The sequence below is a fragment of the Aquirufa sp. ROCK2-A2 genome (genome assembly GCF_054558485.1).
Window position 1 is genome coordinate 104,256 of record NZ_JBPXKA010000004.1, and the last position, 14,873, is coordinate 119,128.

The following is a 14,873-nucleotide window of genomic DNA, read 5'->3' on the forward strand; positions in this document are numbered from 1 at the left end:
ACTACTAACTCCGAACAATCCTATTTTAAATAAGGACAGCCAGAAAAATCTATTTTTTACTTTTATTTGTAATTTTATTCATTTCCATGTAATCTGTCACCAAAAGACTTAAAGCCTTTACTCCTACCTGAAATTCTGATTCATCCAAATAAAAATCAGGTGTATGGTGCGCAGCAACCTCTAAAGCTGTTTTATTTTGAGGTCTGGCACCTAAAAAGAAAAAGAAACCTGGAACTTTTTCTTGAAAGAAACTAAAATCCTCTGCCCCGGTGTGAGCGGGTATTTGACGAACCTTGTCTTTTCCGTTTAAAGAAATTAAAGTGGGTAACATTTTATCAACCAACTCAGGTTGATTATAAGTAACAGGATAACCGGTTCCAATGTTAACATCAGCATTTGCTCCTGCACTTAACGCAATATTTGTTGCAATTTCTTTGATTCTTTTATGAACCAATGTTCGTTGATCTTGATCAAATGTGCGAATCGTACCAATCATTTGAACTGATTCAGGGATAATATTTTGACGAATACCTCCATGAATGGCACCTACCGTAACAATGGCTGGATCTTTGGTTATGTTCACATTTCGACTAACAATGGTTTGAAGTCCTAACACAATTTGTGAAGCAGTAACTATTGGGTCAACGCTCATCCATGGATTTGCTCCATGTGCTTGCTTTCCATTCACTTTGATATTCAATTGGTCAACACCTGCCATGGTGGCTCCAGGGCGATATTCAATAACACCCACATCCGATCCTGATGCGATATGCAAACCAAAAATGACATCTACCTTAGGATTTTCCAACACACCTTCTTTTACCATTAATTCAGCACCAGAAATAATCTTATCTCCTTTTGAATCGTAAACCCCTTCCTCAGAGGGTTGAAAAATAAATTTGACTGTACCAGCCAAATTAGCTTTTTCAGCACTTAAAATTTGTGCAACAGCCATCAAAATAGCCACATGACTATCATGGCCACAGGCATGCATGACACCCGTTTTCTGACCATTGAATTCGGTCACCACTTTTGATTTAAAAGGCAAATCACCTCGCTCGGTTACAGGTAAGCCATCCATATCCGCTCTCAAAGCCACCACTGGTCCAGGCTTTCCTCCTTTTAAAATTCCGACTACGCCTGTATAGGCAACTTTTTCTTGTACCTCAATTCCTAAACTTCTCAAATGCTTAGCGACAATCTCAGCGGTGCGAAATTCTTGATTACCCAATTCTGGATGTTCATGGAAATCGCGACGCCAAGTAATGACTTGTTCTTTCAATGCATCAGCCTTTTGAATAATCGTCGATTTTAAATTGCTTTGAGCAAAAATAGTAGTGGAGGAGAAAAGGAAAACAAACACGAGTTTGTAAATAATTGGGTATTTCATGTGAATAATTTTTTAGTAGTTTGGACAAAAAAAAGAGAAGGAAACATGTTCCTTCTCTCCATAAGAACACTCTAAATTAAGAGGAATATCCCCAATTTTTCATGATTTTCAAATCTTGTTCAACACAATCCAAAGGTTTTAAACCTTGATAGGATTCTTGTTCGATGATAAAATGCTTCGTACCTCCAACGGTATCTCCTAATTTCACCATGTCTAAAACGCTGATAATTCCTTTTCCGAGAATGGTACTTTCGTATTTTTCACCATGACCTGCAGCAGCAAGAATTTCATCTTTCACGTGCATGGAAATAAAACGACCTGGGTATTTTTTCAAAATATCGCCTGGTACTCCTCCTCCATTGATCATATTACCTATGTCCAATTGTTGAGTAACCAATTTTGGATCAGTATTTGTTAAAATCAAATCAAACAAAGTAACACCATCCAATTTTTCTGAAAATTCAAAATCGTGATTATGGTATCCAAATCGCATACCAAACTTATTGCAAAGTTCTCCCGACTTGTTGAAAATATCCATGTATCGTTTGAAATCGCTAGTTGATTTACGTATGGATGAGTCTAAAGAAGGACTAATTACGATTTCTTGACCTAAAACAGCAGCATCTTCTACGGTGTATTTCCATAAATCCGTAAAATCTTTTTTACTTTCATCCCAATGCGGTTTTCCTAAAACGGTGTGGCCACTTGGCATTGTGAATCCTAAATCATCTAAGACTTTACGGAATTCTTGTGCCGACCAGCCGTAAAATTTACGATTAACGTAATTGGCATGTTCTAAATATTTGTAACCCATTTTGGACAAGGCTTGAAGCGTTCCCAATGGATTAGCCTTCATGTCTTCACGAATCGAGTACAATTGAACCCCAACTATTTTCTTTGTTTTTGCATTTGCTAACGCTTGGAAGGCAGATGAACCTAAAGCTCCAGCTCCCAAAAACATTGCTCCTTTTTGCAAGAATGAACGTCTTGTTGATTTCATAGTAATTTGGTTTGAATAAGAAAGTAAATTTAAAATTCTTATTTAATTTTTGATACTTTTTCGATTAAAATATTAATTCTATAAATGAAATTAAGTTTTTAACTTCGCATTTCAAATGAATCTAACTTGAAAACTTGGCCCTCCTATAATTTATTGGAACTTCCGAAAGTGGTAAAAGAACTTTTAGCAATGAAGGAAAATTTACCCAAGATTTGGTTATTTCGCGGACAAATGGGAGCTGGCAAAACGACATTGATCAAAGAAATTTGTGCCCAATTAGGTGTGATACATGCTGTTCAAAGTCCCACCTTTTCCTTGGTAAATGAGTATTCAACTTCACAGAAGCAGATCATTTATCATTTCGACTTATATCGTTTAAAAAATACCCGTGAAGCCTTGGATATCGGTATTGAAGAATATTTAGATTCAGGAAATATTTGTTTCATCGAATGGCCAGAACAAGCGGAAGACCTTTGGGATATCCCTCACGCCAACTTCCAACTTTCAGCCATTGATTCAGAACATCGAAAATTAGTTGTAGAATGTCAGACATCCATTTAAATCCTTTTCAAGAATTATTATCGCAACAAGGTTTAGCTCCTTTGGAGGCGATGTCGTGGACCAAACAAAATGCCGCTAGCATCCGAATTGGAATTCCCATGGAAAACTCGGTGCATGAAAATCGAATTGCCTTAAGTCCGGAGGCTGTCAAATTATTGGTTTTAAACGGCCATGAAATAATCATCGAATCAAATGCAGGGGTTCGAGCAGGGTTTAGTGATTCGGACTATATGTTAGCTGGAGGAACGGTAACAAATGACCCTTTGCAAATTTGGGAAAGTGTGCTAGTTATTAAAATTGCTGCACCTACTTTATTAGAATTAGAGTTTTGTAAGCCAGAAATTTGTCTAATTTCTTGCGCCAACTATCAAGCCCTAAATGCTAAACTTATTGACAAGATCAATCAAAAGAGAATCATGGCTATTGGTTTGGAATATGTGGAAGATAATGGAGGTGGTTTGCCTTTTGTGCGGATGATGGCAGAAATTGCCGGACAATTAATTTTACCGATTGCAAGTCATATTCTTAGTTCACAACAAATTGCTGGAACATTATTAGGCAATGTGACGGGTGTTCCACCTATTAATATGGTGTTGTTAGGTTCTGGCCAAGTTGTTGAACAGGTTTCCAAAGCTGCTTGGCATGCAGGAATACAAGTACAAGTGTTTGACAAGGACATTTATAAATTGCAACGACTGAAACAAAATTTGGGATTCCCACTGATAACCCAAGTAATTGATTCTGAGAACTTAGCGAATGCGCTTCAAAATGCGCAAGTGATTGTTGGGGCCTTGCGTTCTGAAAATGGGATTACTCCATGTATCGTTACAGAAGAAATGGTCAGCAATTTAAAACCAGGCACCTTAATTATGGATGTCTGCATTGATCAAGGCGGATGTTTTGAAACGTCAGAAACCACCCAATTGAGCAATCCAACCTACAGTAAATACGATGTTATTCATTATTGTGTACCGAATATTGCCTCTAAGGTTGGAAAAACATCTAGTTTAGCTATTAGCAATTTATTGACCTCCTTTGTGCTGAAAGCTGGTAAAACAGGAGGAATTGATGAAATGTTGTGGCAGGGTAAATCCTTTATGAAAGGTATCTATTGTTACAAAGGACATGTTACTCAAAAAAACATCGGAAGGTTGTTCCAAAAACCAGTAAAAGACATTCAATTATTATTACTAAGTAAAGGTTAACATTATGATCGAAGATTATCAAGCCATATCCAATGCCCCAAATTCGCCAGATTTGAATGGAAAATATTTGGGATTAATTTCAAGTGATTTTGCGATTGTGGCAGAACCTCTAAAGGAAGCATCTTACCAAATCAAAAAAAGAGGATTTTCTGATTTCCCTATTTTTGTTACGTCCCAAAGGGTCATTGAAATAGGTCAAAAATTGATTGGCGTTGGTGAATTGAATGAAAACAAATGGAATTATCATGCATCCATGCTAGAAGAATTCGTTCAAAGAAATCTCATTTCACAAGAAAATATTGAGCTTTTCATCCAAAATTACAAAGATATTGAGGAGTTTTGTTGCTTATTCGTGGTGGATGGACAATTCACCAATTTTGTATTTATACCATTTCCAGAGGAGTAAAATTTAATATTTGAACAAGAGTTAAGAATTAATCACCTTTTATTCAAAGGATGAAAATCTTGCACAATTTGACTTAAATAGGCTCGATCTAAATGGGTATAAATTTCTGTGGTTAGAATGGATTCATGACCTAGCATTTCTTGAACTGCCCGCAAATCTGCCCCACCTTCTATCAAATGAGTCGCAAAGGAATGCCGGAAGGTATGTGGACTGATGGATTTGTGAATACCCGCTTTTGCAGCTAAATCTTTGCAAATCAAAAATACCATAACTCTACTCAAGGCGCCTCCTCGACGATTCAAGAACACAACATTCATTGCTTGTTTTTTAACCGAAATGCTCGACCGGACGGTTTCAACATACAATTTCAAATAGTAAAATGCATCCTTACCAGCAGGCACCAAGCGCTCTTTATCGCCTTTTCCACGTACCTTCAAAAAACCAATATCTTCATAAATATCGGTCAATTTTAAATTAATCAATTCCGAAACTCGCATTCCAGCGCCATATAGCATTTCCAACATAGCTCTATTGCGCAATCCCTCATTACTGTGTAAATCGTTCTGATCCAATAAACTCACTATTTCATCATACGACAAGGTATCTGGTAATTTACGAGCCTTTTGTGGACTTTTCAAATGAACAGTAGGATCTGATTTGACCAAATCTTCAAAAACCAAATATTGAAAAAAACTTCGGATTCCGGATAAACACCGTGCTTGCGTACTAGCTTCAATACCTAGGCTATGTAAATCCTTCAAAAAAGCCATCAAATGTAGTTCTTGGACATCTGACAAGGCTAATGCTTTCCAATCGGATTGATCTATGTAATTGGCAAATTTATGAATATCCCTCAGGTAAGCCTCTAATGAATGGGGAGATAAACCACGTTCAATTTTTAAATAATTACCAAAAGATTGGATTTCTTTATCCCACATGCATTTTTTGAAAACAAACATGTAAATTTAAGGGAATTACGTATTTTTACACTGTAAGTGAAGAGATAAGTATTGATCTAAAATTAATTTATCATGAGTAAGAAGAAAATCATCATCCTAAATGGCCCAAATTTAAACCTTTTAGGCACTAGAGAACCTGAAATTTACGGTCATCAAACCTTCGAACAATACTTATCAATTTTACAAAATACATTTCAAAATGAATTAGAAATTACGTATTTCCAATCGAATGAAGAAGGTCAATTAATCAATAAATTACACGAAGTTGGTTTCTCCATGGATGGAATTATCATCAATGCTGGTGCCTACACTCATACTTCCATTGCCATTGCGGATGCCATTTCAGCCATCACTAGTCCGGTGATTGAAGTACATATTTCAAATGTACATGCCCGTGAAAGTTTCCGTTCACACAGTTTTTTGAGTCCAAAATGCCAAGGAATTATCGTAGGATTTGGCTTAAAAAGTTATGAATTAGCTTTACAGTCTTTCCTATAATACATGTTATCCTTTTATCCTGGCCCTTCCAAAGTTTACCCTCAAAGCTTGAATTTTATTCACGAGGCTTATGATCAAGGAATTGTCAGCATCAATCATCGAAGTGAACGATTTGAGATATTGCTCAAAGAAACACTCGAATCACTCCATGAAAAATGGAACATTCCTGCTGATTACACCATTTATTTCATTTCCTCGGCTACTGAAGCCTGGGAGATTGTGGCTCAATCATTAATCAAGTCCAAATCCATGCATCTTTATAATGGGGCTTTTGGTAAAAAATGGGCCTATTATACCAAACAAATCAATTCAAATGCACTAGAAATGGCTTTTGAAGTGGAGGAAAGTTTGAGCGATTTCATGCTTAGATCGCCCAATGAAATATTAGAAAACGTGGACACTCTTTGTTTGGTACAAAGTGAAACTTCCAACGGTACTGGACAAAAAATAAGACGAAAAGATTTCACAGATAATGACGATTTAATCATCGCCGTAGATGCCACTTCTTCCATGGGTGGAATAGAGTTAGATTGGTCAGAAGCGGATGTTTGGCTTGCCTCTGTGCAAAAATGTATGGGTATTCCGGCAGGATTGGGAATCATCATATGTTCCCCTTTGGCTTTAAAAAGAGCTGAATTATTAGGCAAAAAAGACCATTACAATTCCATTTTATTGATGGAAGAAAATCGAAAATTATACCAAACTCATTATACTCCAAATGTTCTTGGCATCTATTTATTAAGCCGTTTAAGTCAAACCTTACCCAACATCACCGAAATTGCGAAACAAACAAATGCAAAAATGCAGGTTTGGGAAAATTTCTGGAAAAATGAACAAAAATTTCAATTTGATTTTTTGGTTAAAAATCCGACACTTCGCTTGCCAACTGTTTTGGCTTTAAGCGGAACAAGCAATAAAATTGAAGAAATACAAGAAATTTGTAAGCACCACCAAATCGAATTAGGAAAAGGATACGGAGAATGGAAAAACAGTTCCATCCGCATTGCCAATTTTCCTAGTCACACCTTTGAAGATATCGAATTACTTATCCACCTCTTAAAACAAGCACCATGAACTTCGATTTAAAAGAAATTCTTTCATCGTCTTTAATTCTATTTTCAGTAATTGATATTTTGGGTTCTATCCCCATTATCATCGACTTACGTAAAAAAAATGGTGATATTCATCCAGAACAGGCTACCCTTGTATCCGGATTGATTATGATTGGCTTCTTTTTTGCTGGAAAGTTTATTTTAAAATTATTGGGAGTAGACATCAACTCCTTCGCCGTGGCAGGTGCCATTATTTTGTTCTTAATTGGTTTAGAAATGACCTTAGGTCGAAATATTTTTAAATCGGAAGAAATAGAAGGAGGTTCGCATTCCATTGTACCCTTAGCATTTCCCATCATTGCAGGTGCAGGGACCATGACCACCTTGATTTCACTGAAATCACAATTTGAGGAAGAAAACATCATTATCAGTATCTTCATCAATTTGGTATTTATTTACCTCGTGTTAAAATCCAGTACTTGGATTGAGAAAAAACTTGGAAATGCTGGCGCACAAATACTTAGAAAGGTATTCGGAGTCATTCTAATCGCCATAGCCATCAAAATTTTCAAAACGAGATTATTATAAGCATGGCAAAAAAACAGAAATATTATGTGATTTGGTCAGGCCATCAAACGGGTGTTTTTGATTCTTGGAAAGAAGCTGAAAAACTCATAAAAGGATTTCAAGGAGCCCAGTACAAATCATTTGATTCCCAAAAAGAAGCAGAAGAAGCCTTTAAAAAAAATTATTGGGCGAGTATTCAGCCGAAACAAGTCAAAATAAAAACTAGCTCAAATACAAGACCCATCATTCCAAGTTTATCGGTAGATGCTGCATGCTCAGGCAACCCCGGAATATTGGAATATCAAGGAGTTAATACCGAAACAAAAGAAGTCTTATTTGCACAAGGTCCATTCCCTCAAGGAACTGTAAATTTGGGAGAATTTCTGGCCTTGGTACATGGATTGGCCTATTTAAAGAAACAAAATTATGCCATTCCTATTTATTCAGATTCACGGACAGCCATTGCTTGGGTGAAAAAAAAAGCTATAAAAACCACTTTAGAACGCAATTCGGTCAATGCTGATTTATTTAGTCGGGTCGATAAAGCTTTGGATTGGTTACACAGTAACTCGTTTAGTACGCCCATTTTAAAATGGGAAACAGAAGATTGGGGCGAAAACCCGGCGGATTATGGCAGAAAATAGATCTATTTTTCAGTTCAAAAAATTCCAATTATCCCATGGAAATCCGGGTTTGAAGATTAGTACGGAGGCTTGCTTATTCGGAGCCATAGCGAGTGATTATGCCAATGGAACAATTCTAGACATTGGTACTGGCTGTGGATTATTAGCATGTATGTTGGCTCAAAAGGCTGAGCATTCAAAGATCAAAGCCATTGAAATCCATCCTGATGTTGCAATTCTTGCCAAAGAAAATATTCAAAATAGCCCTTTTTCGAACCAAATCAATGTGATCAATATTGACTTAAAGGAATTTCAACATGATACCTTATTTGATTTCATCATTTGCAATCCTCCTTTTTTCAGTAATCATTTGGCATCCCAAAATGAAAGTAAACAGATCGCCATTCATGATGATTTATTGTCAACGGAGCAATTAGCCGATGCCATTAAAAAACATTTGAACGAAATGGGAAAAGCCATGGTCCTTTATCCACCTTTAAATATGCATCATTTTGAATTTTATTTAAACAATAAAAATCTACATATTAATCACATAATCAACATACATCCCAAGCCAAATAGCCCGATTTTGAGACAAATAGCTCTCATTTCAAGTTCTCAAACTGAAAAAACTATGGAAAAATGGGAGATAAAAAATGAGCAAAATGAATATTCAGAAAAATTTAAAACAGTCCTTCAACCTTACTATTTGATTTTCCCTTAAGAAATAACCGCAGGTTTTTGTATTTTTGTTTGTTTGACAATCCAATCTATGTTGCAAATTTCAATTATTGTTCCTTTATACAACGAAGCAGAATCGCTTCCAGAACTTTGTGCATGGATCGACAAGGTGATGAAAGAAAATCAATTCAGCTATGAAATGATTTTCATCAATGATGGTTCAAAGGACGATTCATGGGAAGTATTGCAACGTTTAAAATCAACCTATCAAGAACTCAAGGCCTTATCTTTTGCTAGAAATTACGGCAAATCAGCTGCCTTGCACGAGGGATTTTTATTGGCTCAAGGGTCTGTGGTTATCACCATGGATGCGGATTTACAAGACTCGCCCGATGAAATACCAAGTTTATATAAAATGATTGTGGAAGATGGCTATGACTTGGTTTCAGGTTGGAAACAAAAAAGGTTTGATCCCATATCCAAAACCATCCCAACCAAACTTTATAATGCCGCAACACGTAAACTTTCTGGTGTTTATTTACATGATTTCAATTGTGGATTAAAAGCCTATAAATTGAAAGTGGTAAAAACATTGAAATTATATGGGGAAATGCATCGATATATTCCCGTTCAAGCGAAATGGAATGGATTTACCAAAATTGGAGAGAAAGTTGTGCAACATCAATCGCGAAAATATGGTGTAACCAAATTCGGATTAGAACGATTCTTATATGGTTTCTTGGATTTATTATCAATCACTTTTGTTCAAACATTTGGTAAAAGACCGATGCACCTTTTTGGTAGTTTAGGTATATTATCTTTTTTTTCAGGAAGTATCATTACACTTTGGTTAATTATTGAGAAATTATACAATATTTCTCAACATTTAAAGTATCGTAATGTGACGGATAATCCGCTATTTTATTTAGCCTTGGTCGCGATTATCTTAGGCGTTCAATTATTTCTAGCAGGTTTTATTGGCGAGTTATTAGTGACCAATTCTGATAAAACCACTCAATATCAAATCAAGGAAGACATATCCTAATTATGAGTAAAAAAGATGTAAGCTGGTTAAGTCGTTCAGAACTATTAATCGGCTCTGAAGGTATTCAAACATTGCAAAATGCTCACGTTTTAGTGGTTGGATTAGGCGGAGTTGGCTCCTTTGCAGCGGAATTTATCGCTCGAGCAGGTGTAGGAAAAATGACCATTGTGGATGGTGATGTGGTAGACCCTAGTAATCGAAATAGGCAATTACCTGCCCTAGCGACCAATCATGGAATGGCTAAGGTTAAAATCATGTACGAACGATTGATGGCCATTAACCCAGAATTGGAATTAATTGCTCATGAGACTTTTTTGAGTCCTGAGGCAGCCAAAGATATTTTGGAAGCCACTCCATATGATTATGTAATGGATTGCATTGATTCGGTTACACCCAAATTGACCTTGTTGAAAACCGCCTTTGATTTGAATTTGAAAATCGTCAGTTCCATGGGTGCTGGTGGAAAAATGGATCCAACTAAAATAAGAACAGCAGATTTATTTGATACAAGAGAATGCTATCTAGCCTCATTGGTTAGAAAAAGGATACGTAAATTAGGTGTCAAAAAAGGCATCAAAGCTGTTTTTTCTCTAGAGAAAGTCAAAGATGAGTCTTTGATTTTAACTGACGGTTCCAATTTCAAGAAATCTGCTTACGGGACTATTTCGTATTTGCCCGCAGCATTTGGTGGTGCTTGTGCTTCGATCGTCATCCGTGATTTACTCAATGAACCTATTCCGATGGAAAAAAGGCCGAAAGCCTTTGCGAAAATGGAAAAAAGAAATCCCAATAAATAATGATTCAAATCGGAGTAATAAATATTTCAGACAGAGCAAGTGCTGGGATTTACGAAGACATTCCAGGTAAAGCTGTGGTCGAAATATTAAAAGAATATTTAGTCAACGAATTTGAAGTCATTTATGCAGTAATTCCAGATATTCAAGAGCAGATTGAAGATACTTTATGCAAAATGGCAGATTTAGATAATTGCTGTCTTATTGTAACAACAGGAGGAACAGGACCGGACCCTAAAGATGTTACTCCAGAAGCGACTGAAGCAGTTTGTCATAAAATGATGCCAGGATTTGGTGAATTAATGCGTTCTGTCAGTTTAAAATACGTCCCTACAGCTATTTTAAGTCGCCAAACTGCTGGAATCAGAGGCCGATCGCTAATCATTAATTTACCCGGAAAACCCAGCGCGATAAGACAATGTTTAGAGGCTGTTTTCCCTGCGGTTCCTTATTGCATTGATTTAATTGGAGGTCCATTTTTGGTTAATAACGAAGAAAATATTCAAATTTTTCGACCTAAAAAATAGAAAGAGAGGGAATAGGTAAAAGGTAATAGGTAATAGGTAATAGGTAATAGGTAAAAAGTAATAGGTAATAGGTAATAGGTAAGTTAGAACCATTTTTTTCTCTTTTCTCTTTTCTCTTTTCTCTTTTCTCTTTTACCTATTACCTTTTACCTATTACCTTATTACCTCTCTTTTCTTTTCCCAAAGTTTCCCATCCAATAATTTTATCAAACAACTGAACTTGTAAAGTCTTAAATTGCAGGGGGTAAGGGGGCCCATTTCCCCATAAAAATTGGCCATTAAATTCACTAATAGAAAACTGATATTTTAAATCAATAACTCGATTTTTTTTGTGCCAGTTTAAGCATCTATGCATCGAAAGATTAATAAACCATGCTTAGAGGCCTTTTACCTATTAATGCGAATAAAGGGTTAAAGTGTGATTGGATTAAAATCTACCAGTTCATTATTTTTTGTATATTTGAAAAACCAAAAAACTACTAAACATATTTTCAAATGACCAATTCTCAAATCACATTAGCTTCTCGCGAAAAACTTTCAGGCAATTGGCTACCAGCCATTTTATCATTTTTAATTATTGCTATTTTATTAAATCTTCATTATCTAAGTTCGGAAACATTAAGTACCCCCATTACATTACCATCCTTTTTCCCATACAGTGATACCATTAATGTTTCTAGTAAACTAAGTTTTAACTATGCCAATATTGTTACTTTCATTCTTGGAGGTGCCTTATCATTTGGAGGAGCAGTATTTAGCCTTTTTTTAGTTCGAGGAGAAAAAACAGATATAGAATTAATATTTTCTGGCTTTAAAGATTTAAATCGATTTTTTGTTTTTTTAGCTAGTAATATTTTAATCCTAATTTTTACAATTGCTTGGACACTCCTACTTATCATTCCAGGAATTATAGCGGCACTTTCCTATTCAATGACCTATTATATTTTGGTGGATAATCCTGAAATGAGTTCCTTGGAGGCAATCAATCAAAGTAAATTGATGATGAAAGGTCACAAATGGCAATTATTCAAACTATGGTTACGCTTTATCGGTTTAGGATGTTTATGTGTTCTAACTATCGGTATTGGCTTTTTATGGCTGATTCCATATGCTAATATTTGTTCCGCTCAATTTTACGATAGTCTTTTGGAAGACTAATGATGTTGGAGGTAATAGGCAATAGGCAATAGGTAATAGGTAAAAGGTAATAGGTAAAACCTTACCTGTTACCAATTACCTATTTTCATGATTAATCAAGAGATGATACATCTCCTTAGTCAAGGGACCTCTGGTTCCATTATGAATAATTTTGGCGTCAATTTGAGTAATAGGAACAACTCGTTTGGTACTACCCGTAGTAAATACCTCATCCGCATTTTTGAAATCTTCTAATGAAAAATCACCTAGCTTAACTGTGTATTTTGATTGAATCAAATGCAAGATGTGTTTACGTGTAATACCTTGTAGAATATGCGATTCCGGTGTATAAAAAACACCATTTTTCACAAAAAACAAGTTACTTCTTGAAGATTCAGACACCCCATTTTCTTTGCTAACATAAATTACATCATCAAAACCTTTGGATTTCAGTTCCGACCAATTTCGTAGAGCAAAGGCATAATTTAAGGATTTAATATCTGCCATTTCTCTCTGAAATTCGAAACTCTTTAATTTCATCCCTCTTTCTGGATCAGCAAAAGTGAAAACTTGGGGAATTACCCAAAGATTAGATAATCCAATTGGATCAAAACCATTTAAACTATCTCCTGCCGTCAATATCATCTTTACTCCCAAGCATTCATCTGTGCTTTTTTGAGCCAATTCCCAAATCAATGCAGACAATTCCTCTTTGGAATAAAGAATTGGAATATTCATTTTTTGGGCAGAACTGAGGAACCTGTCCAAATGATCAGAAAGAAATACAGGCTTTCCAGACATGATTCGAAAGAAATCGAAAATGCCAAACCCTCGTAAAAAACCCAAATCCTTTATTCCGAAAGTCGCTTCTTCTGGCTTCAACCAAACGCCATTTTTATATATTGGATAATCCATTTTCTTGTAATTTTTGATAAATGGTAATCACTTCCTTCGCCTCCTGTACATCATGAACTCGTAAAATATTGGCCCCTTTCATTAAGGCGGTCATATGCAATGCCGACGTAGCATTCAATGAATCCAAAGCTGAAATTTGTAATAATTTGGTAATCATAGTTTTCCTAGAAACACCGACTAAAATAGGTACTCCTAAAAATTTAAACTGATCCAACTGAGCCATCAATTGATAATTTTGGTCTAAAGATTTAGAAAAACCAAAACCTGGATCAACCCATATATCTTTTAACCCTTTGTTTCTCAAAAATTGAATTTTTTCCAACAAAACACGTAACACATCTTCGACGATATTCGAATATGCTGGAATTTGGTGTACCGCAGCAAAAGCACCCACACTATGGGTCAAAATATAAGGAACTTGATTTAGACATATCCAATCAAAAATCCCTTCATCCATGTTTCCGTTACCAATATCATTAAAAATATGTGCACCTACTTTTAACGACTCCTGAGCCACTTTCAGTCGATATGTATCTACCGATAAAACCGTATCAGGAAAAGCAATGGAAATAGCTTCAATAATGGGTACCACACGATCAATCTCTTCCTGAATAGATACTGGGACAGCATCTGGTCTTGTGGAATGCCCACCTATATCCAAAATACTTGCGCCTTGTTCAATCATCTCCGCAGCTTGTTGCAGTGCGAAATCAATAGAATCAACTCGACTATGCGTAAAAAAAGAATCGGGTGTTGCATTTAGAATCCCCATAATACGAGGATTATCAAAAGTCATTATTCGATTGTTGATTCGAATTGTTTGAAAAGAAGGAAAAAGAGAATCCAAATCAAATGAAATTTAGAATTTTAGGATAATTTGAATATTTTTGTAGTCTGAAAAAATATAAGCTTTGTAATTTAATCCAGTATTTATGAATAGGGACTTACAGCCTTCCCAAACCGAAATCGAATATCGACAAGTAATTTCATTCTGCAAAGCCTTGTTTGATAAAAAAAATAAAGATTACGGAACATCCTGGAGAATTTTACGATTACCAAGCCTAACAGACCAGATTTTCATCAAGGCACAACGCATTAGGAGTATTCAAGAAAAAGGCCAACAAAAAATCCAAGACGGTATTGAAGGAGAATTCATCGGAATCATCAATTATTGCATCATTGCTTTGATTCAACTATCCTTGGAAAATTCAGATCAAATGGAGTTTAGTCATGAAGAAATTAGTGCCTTTTATGATGAACAAGTCAATCATACCTTAGAATTATTAAGAAATAAAAACCACGATTACGGCGAAGCTTGGAGAGACATGCGTGTAGCTAGTATGACAGATTTAATTCTAATGAAAATTTTCAGAACCAAACAAATTGAAGATAATTTAGGAGTCACATTGGTTTCAGAAGGTGTTGATGCGAACTATCAAGACATGCTCAATTATGCCGTATTTTGTTTAATTAAATTGAAAGAAGTACAAATACAATCGGCTCAACAATAATT

Annotated in this window: 18 protein-coding genes; 13 read left to right on the top strand and 5 right to left on the bottom strand. The window is 35.7% G+C overall.

What is annotated here, in order from left to right:
- Positions 1-49 precede the first annotated feature (49 nt).
- Both V7S76_RS07895 and V7S76_RS07900 read right to left on the bottom strand, forming a co-directional pair.
- A complete protein-coding gene (locus V7S76_RS07895) occupies positions 50-1,390 on the bottom strand; it encodes an amidohydrolase (RefSeq protein ID WP_459509529.1) in 1,341 nt (446 codons plus the stop codon).
- Positions 1,391-1,466: 76 nt separating this feature from the next.
- Positions 1,467-2,390 carry a sugar phosphate isomerase/epimerase family protein gene (locus V7S76_RS07900; protein ID WP_459509530.1) on the bottom strand — a complete coding sequence of 308 codons (924 nt, stop codon included), beginning with the start codon at positions 2,388-2,390 and terminating at the stop codon, positions 1,467-1,469.
- A 126-nt stretch (positions 2,391-2,516) separates the two neighbouring features.
- Between V7S76_RS07900 and tsaE the strand changes: the two genes are divergently transcribed.
- The 3 genes from tsaE to V7S76_RS07915 are packed head-to-tail and all read left to right on the top strand — an operon-like array spanning position 2,517 to position 4,562.
- Positions 2,517-2,951, top strand: coding sequence for a tRNA (adenosine(37)-N6)-threonylcarbamoyltransferase complex ATPase subunit type 1 TsaE (tsaE, locus tag V7S76_RS07905; RefSeq protein WP_459509531.1), 435 nt, complete (start codon positions 2,517-2,519; stop codon positions 2,949-2,951).
- On the top strand, positions 2,933-4,156 hold the full coding sequence (locus tag V7S76_RS07910) for an alanine dehydrogenase (protein ID WP_459509532.1): 1,224 nt from the start codon (positions 2,933-2,935) through the stop codon (positions 4,154-4,156). The genes tsaE and V7S76_RS07910 overlap by 19 nt, the downstream gene beginning before the upstream one ends.
- A 4-nt stretch (positions 4,157-4,160) precedes the next feature.
- Positions 4,161-4,562: a hypothetical protein gene (locus tag V7S76_RS07915; RefSeq protein WP_459509533.1), complete on the top strand. Its 402-nt coding sequence runs from the start codon at positions 4,161-4,163 to the stop codon at positions 4,560-4,562.
- A gap of 32 nt (positions 4,563-4,594) precedes the next feature.
- Here the strand turns inward: V7S76_RS07915 and xerD are convergent, their stop codons facing one another.
- On the bottom strand, positions 4,595-5,500 hold the full coding sequence (xerD, locus tag V7S76_RS07920) for a site-specific tyrosine recombinase XerD (RefSeq protein WP_459509534.1): 906 nt from the start codon (positions 5,498-5,500) through the stop codon (positions 4,595-4,597).
- Between the two features lie 93 nt (positions 5,501-5,593).
- Between xerD and aroQ the strand changes: the two genes are divergently transcribed.
- The 9 genes from aroQ to V7S76_RS07965 all read left to right on the top strand — a co-directional run bounded on the left by aroQ (position 5,594) and on the right by V7S76_RS07965 (position 12,466).
- The gene (gene aroQ / locus V7S76_RS07925; RefSeq protein WP_459509535.1) at positions 5,594-6,019 is read left to right on the top strand and encodes a type II 3-dehydroquinate dehydratase; all 426 of its coding nucleotides are present in this window, start codon (positions 5,594-5,596) and stop codon (positions 6,017-6,019) included.
- 3 nt (positions 6,020-6,022) lie between these two features.
- Entirely contained in the window at positions 6,023-7,093 is a 1,071-nt protein-coding gene (locus V7S76_RS07930; protein WP_459509536.1) for an aminotransferase class V-fold PLP-dependent enzyme, read from the top strand.
- Positions 7,090-7,659, top strand: coding sequence for a MarC family protein (locus V7S76_RS07935; protein ID WP_459509537.1), 570 nt, complete (start codon positions 7,090-7,092; stop codon positions 7,657-7,659). The genes V7S76_RS07930 and V7S76_RS07935 overlap by 4 nt, the downstream gene beginning before the upstream one ends.
- A gap of 2 nt (positions 7,660-7,661) precedes the next feature.
- Positions 7,662-8,282 carry a ribonuclease H1 domain-containing protein gene (locus V7S76_RS07940; protein ID WP_459509538.1) on the top strand — a complete coding sequence of 207 codons (621 nt, stop codon included), beginning with the start codon at positions 7,662-7,664 and terminating at the stop codon, positions 8,280-8,282.
- Positions 8,269-8,985, top strand: coding sequence for a tRNA1(Val) (adenine(37)-N6)-methyltransferase (locus V7S76_RS07945; protein WP_459509539.1), 717 nt, complete (start codon positions 8,269-8,271; stop codon positions 8,983-8,985). Before V7S76_RS07940 ends, V7S76_RS07945 begins: the two co-directional genes overlap by 14 nt.
- A 48-nt stretch (positions 8,986-9,033) precedes the next feature.
- Complete coding sequence (locus V7S76_RS07950; protein ID WP_459509540.1) at positions 9,034-9,987, top strand: glycosyltransferase family 2 protein; 954 nt, start codon at positions 9,034-9,036, stop codon at positions 9,985-9,987.
- A 2-nt stretch (positions 9,988-9,989) separates the two neighbouring features.
- Positions 9,990-10,784, top strand: coding sequence for a tRNA threonylcarbamoyladenosine dehydratase (locus tag V7S76_RS07955; protein ID WP_459509541.1), 795 nt, complete (start codon positions 9,990-9,992; stop codon positions 10,782-10,784).
- Entirely contained in the window at positions 10,784-11,308 is a 525-nt protein-coding gene (mog, locus tag V7S76_RS07960) for a molybdopterin adenylyltransferase (RefSeq protein ID WP_459509542.1), read from the top strand. The genes V7S76_RS07955 and mog overlap by 1 nt, the downstream gene beginning before the upstream one ends.
- Positions 11,309-11,803: 495 nt before the next feature.
- On the top strand, positions 11,804-12,466 hold the full coding sequence (locus tag V7S76_RS07965) for a DUF975 family protein (RefSeq protein ID WP_459509543.1): 663 nt from the start codon (positions 11,804-11,806) through the stop codon (positions 12,464-12,466).
- A gap of 75 nt (positions 12,467-12,541) precedes the next feature.
- Here the strand turns inward: V7S76_RS07965 and V7S76_RS07970 are convergent, their stop codons facing one another.
- Both V7S76_RS07970 and folP read right to left on the bottom strand, forming a co-directional pair.
- Positions 12,542-13,360, bottom strand: a complete 819-nt coding sequence (locus V7S76_RS07970; protein ID WP_459509544.1) for an aminotransferase class IV — start codon at positions 13,358-13,360, stop codon at positions 12,542-12,544.
- Complete coding sequence (gene folP / locus V7S76_RS07975) at positions 13,341-14,207, bottom strand: dihydropteroate synthase (RefSeq protein ID WP_459509545.1); 867 nt, start codon at positions 14,205-14,207, stop codon at positions 13,341-13,343. The genes V7S76_RS07970 and folP overlap by 20 nt, the downstream gene beginning before the upstream one ends.
- Positions 14,208-14,292: 85 nt before the next feature.
- Between folP and V7S76_RS07980 the strand changes: the two genes are divergently transcribed.
- A complete protein-coding gene (locus V7S76_RS07980; RefSeq protein ID WP_459509546.1) occupies positions 14,293-14,871 on the top strand; it encodes a DUF1599 domain-containing protein in 579 nt (192 codons plus the stop codon).
- The last annotated feature ends 2 nt before the right edge of the window (positions 14,872-14,873 follow it).

Bases quoted from the DNA above. Each gene is read 5' to 3' on its own strand.
- mog (WP_459509542.1), top strand. From the start codon at position 10,784: ATGATTCAAATCGGAGTAATAAATATTTCAGACAGAGCAAGTGCTGGG.
- V7S76_RS07940 (WP_459509538.1), top strand. From the start codon at position 7,662: ATGGCAAAAAAACAGAAATATTATGTGATTTGGTCAGGCCATCAAACG.
- V7S76_RS07965 (WP_459509543.1), top strand. From the start codon at position 11,804: ATGACCAATTCTCAAATCACATTAGCTTCTCGCGAAAAACTTTCAGGC.
- V7S76_RS07915 (WP_459509533.1), top strand. From the start codon at position 4,161: ATGATCGAAGATTATCAAGCCATATCCAATGCCCCAAATTCGCCAGAT.
- V7S76_RS07945 (WP_459509539.1), top strand. From the start codon at position 8,269: ATGGCAGAAAATAGATCTATTTTTCAGTTCAAAAAATTCCAATTATCC.
- V7S76_RS07935 (WP_459509537.1), top strand. From the start codon at position 7,090: ATGAACTTCGATTTAAAAGAAATTCTTTCATCGTCTTTAATTCTATTT.
- V7S76_RS07930 (WP_459509536.1), top strand. From the start codon at position 6,023: ATGTTATCCTTTTATCCTGGCCCTTCCAAAGTTTACCCTCAAAGCTTG.
- V7S76_RS07955 (WP_459509541.1), top strand. From the start codon at position 9,990: ATGAGTAAAAAAGATGTAAGCTGGTTAAGTCGTTCAGAACTATTAATC.
- V7S76_RS07900 (WP_459509530.1), bottom strand. From the start codon at position 2,390: ATGAAATCAACAAGACGTTCATTCTTGCAAAAAGGAGCAATGTTTTTG.
- V7S76_RS07910 (WP_459509532.1), top strand. From the start codon at position 2,933: ATGTCAGACATCCATTTAAATCCTTTTCAAGAATTATTATCGCAACAA.
- xerD (WP_459509534.1), bottom strand. From the start codon at position 5,500: ATGTGGGATAAAGAAATCCAATCTTTTGGTAATTATTTAAAAATTGAA.
- V7S76_RS07970 (WP_459509544.1), bottom strand. From the start codon at position 13,360: ATGGATTATCCAATATATAAAAATGGCGTTTGGTTGAAGCCAGAAGAA.
- aroQ (WP_459509535.1), top strand. From the start codon at position 5,594: ATGAGTAAGAAGAAAATCATCATCCTAAATGGCCCAAATTTAAACCTT.
- V7S76_RS07980 (WP_459509546.1), top strand. From the start codon at position 14,293: ATGAATAGGGACTTACAGCCTTCCCAAACCGAAATCGAATATCGACAA.
- V7S76_RS07895 (WP_459509529.1), bottom strand. From the start codon at position 1,390: ATGAAATACCCAATTATTTACAAACTCGTGTTTGTTTTCCTTTTCTCC.
- V7S76_RS07950 (WP_459509540.1), top strand. From the start codon at position 9,034: ATGTTGCAAATTTCAATTATTGTTCCTTTATACAACGAAGCAGAATCG.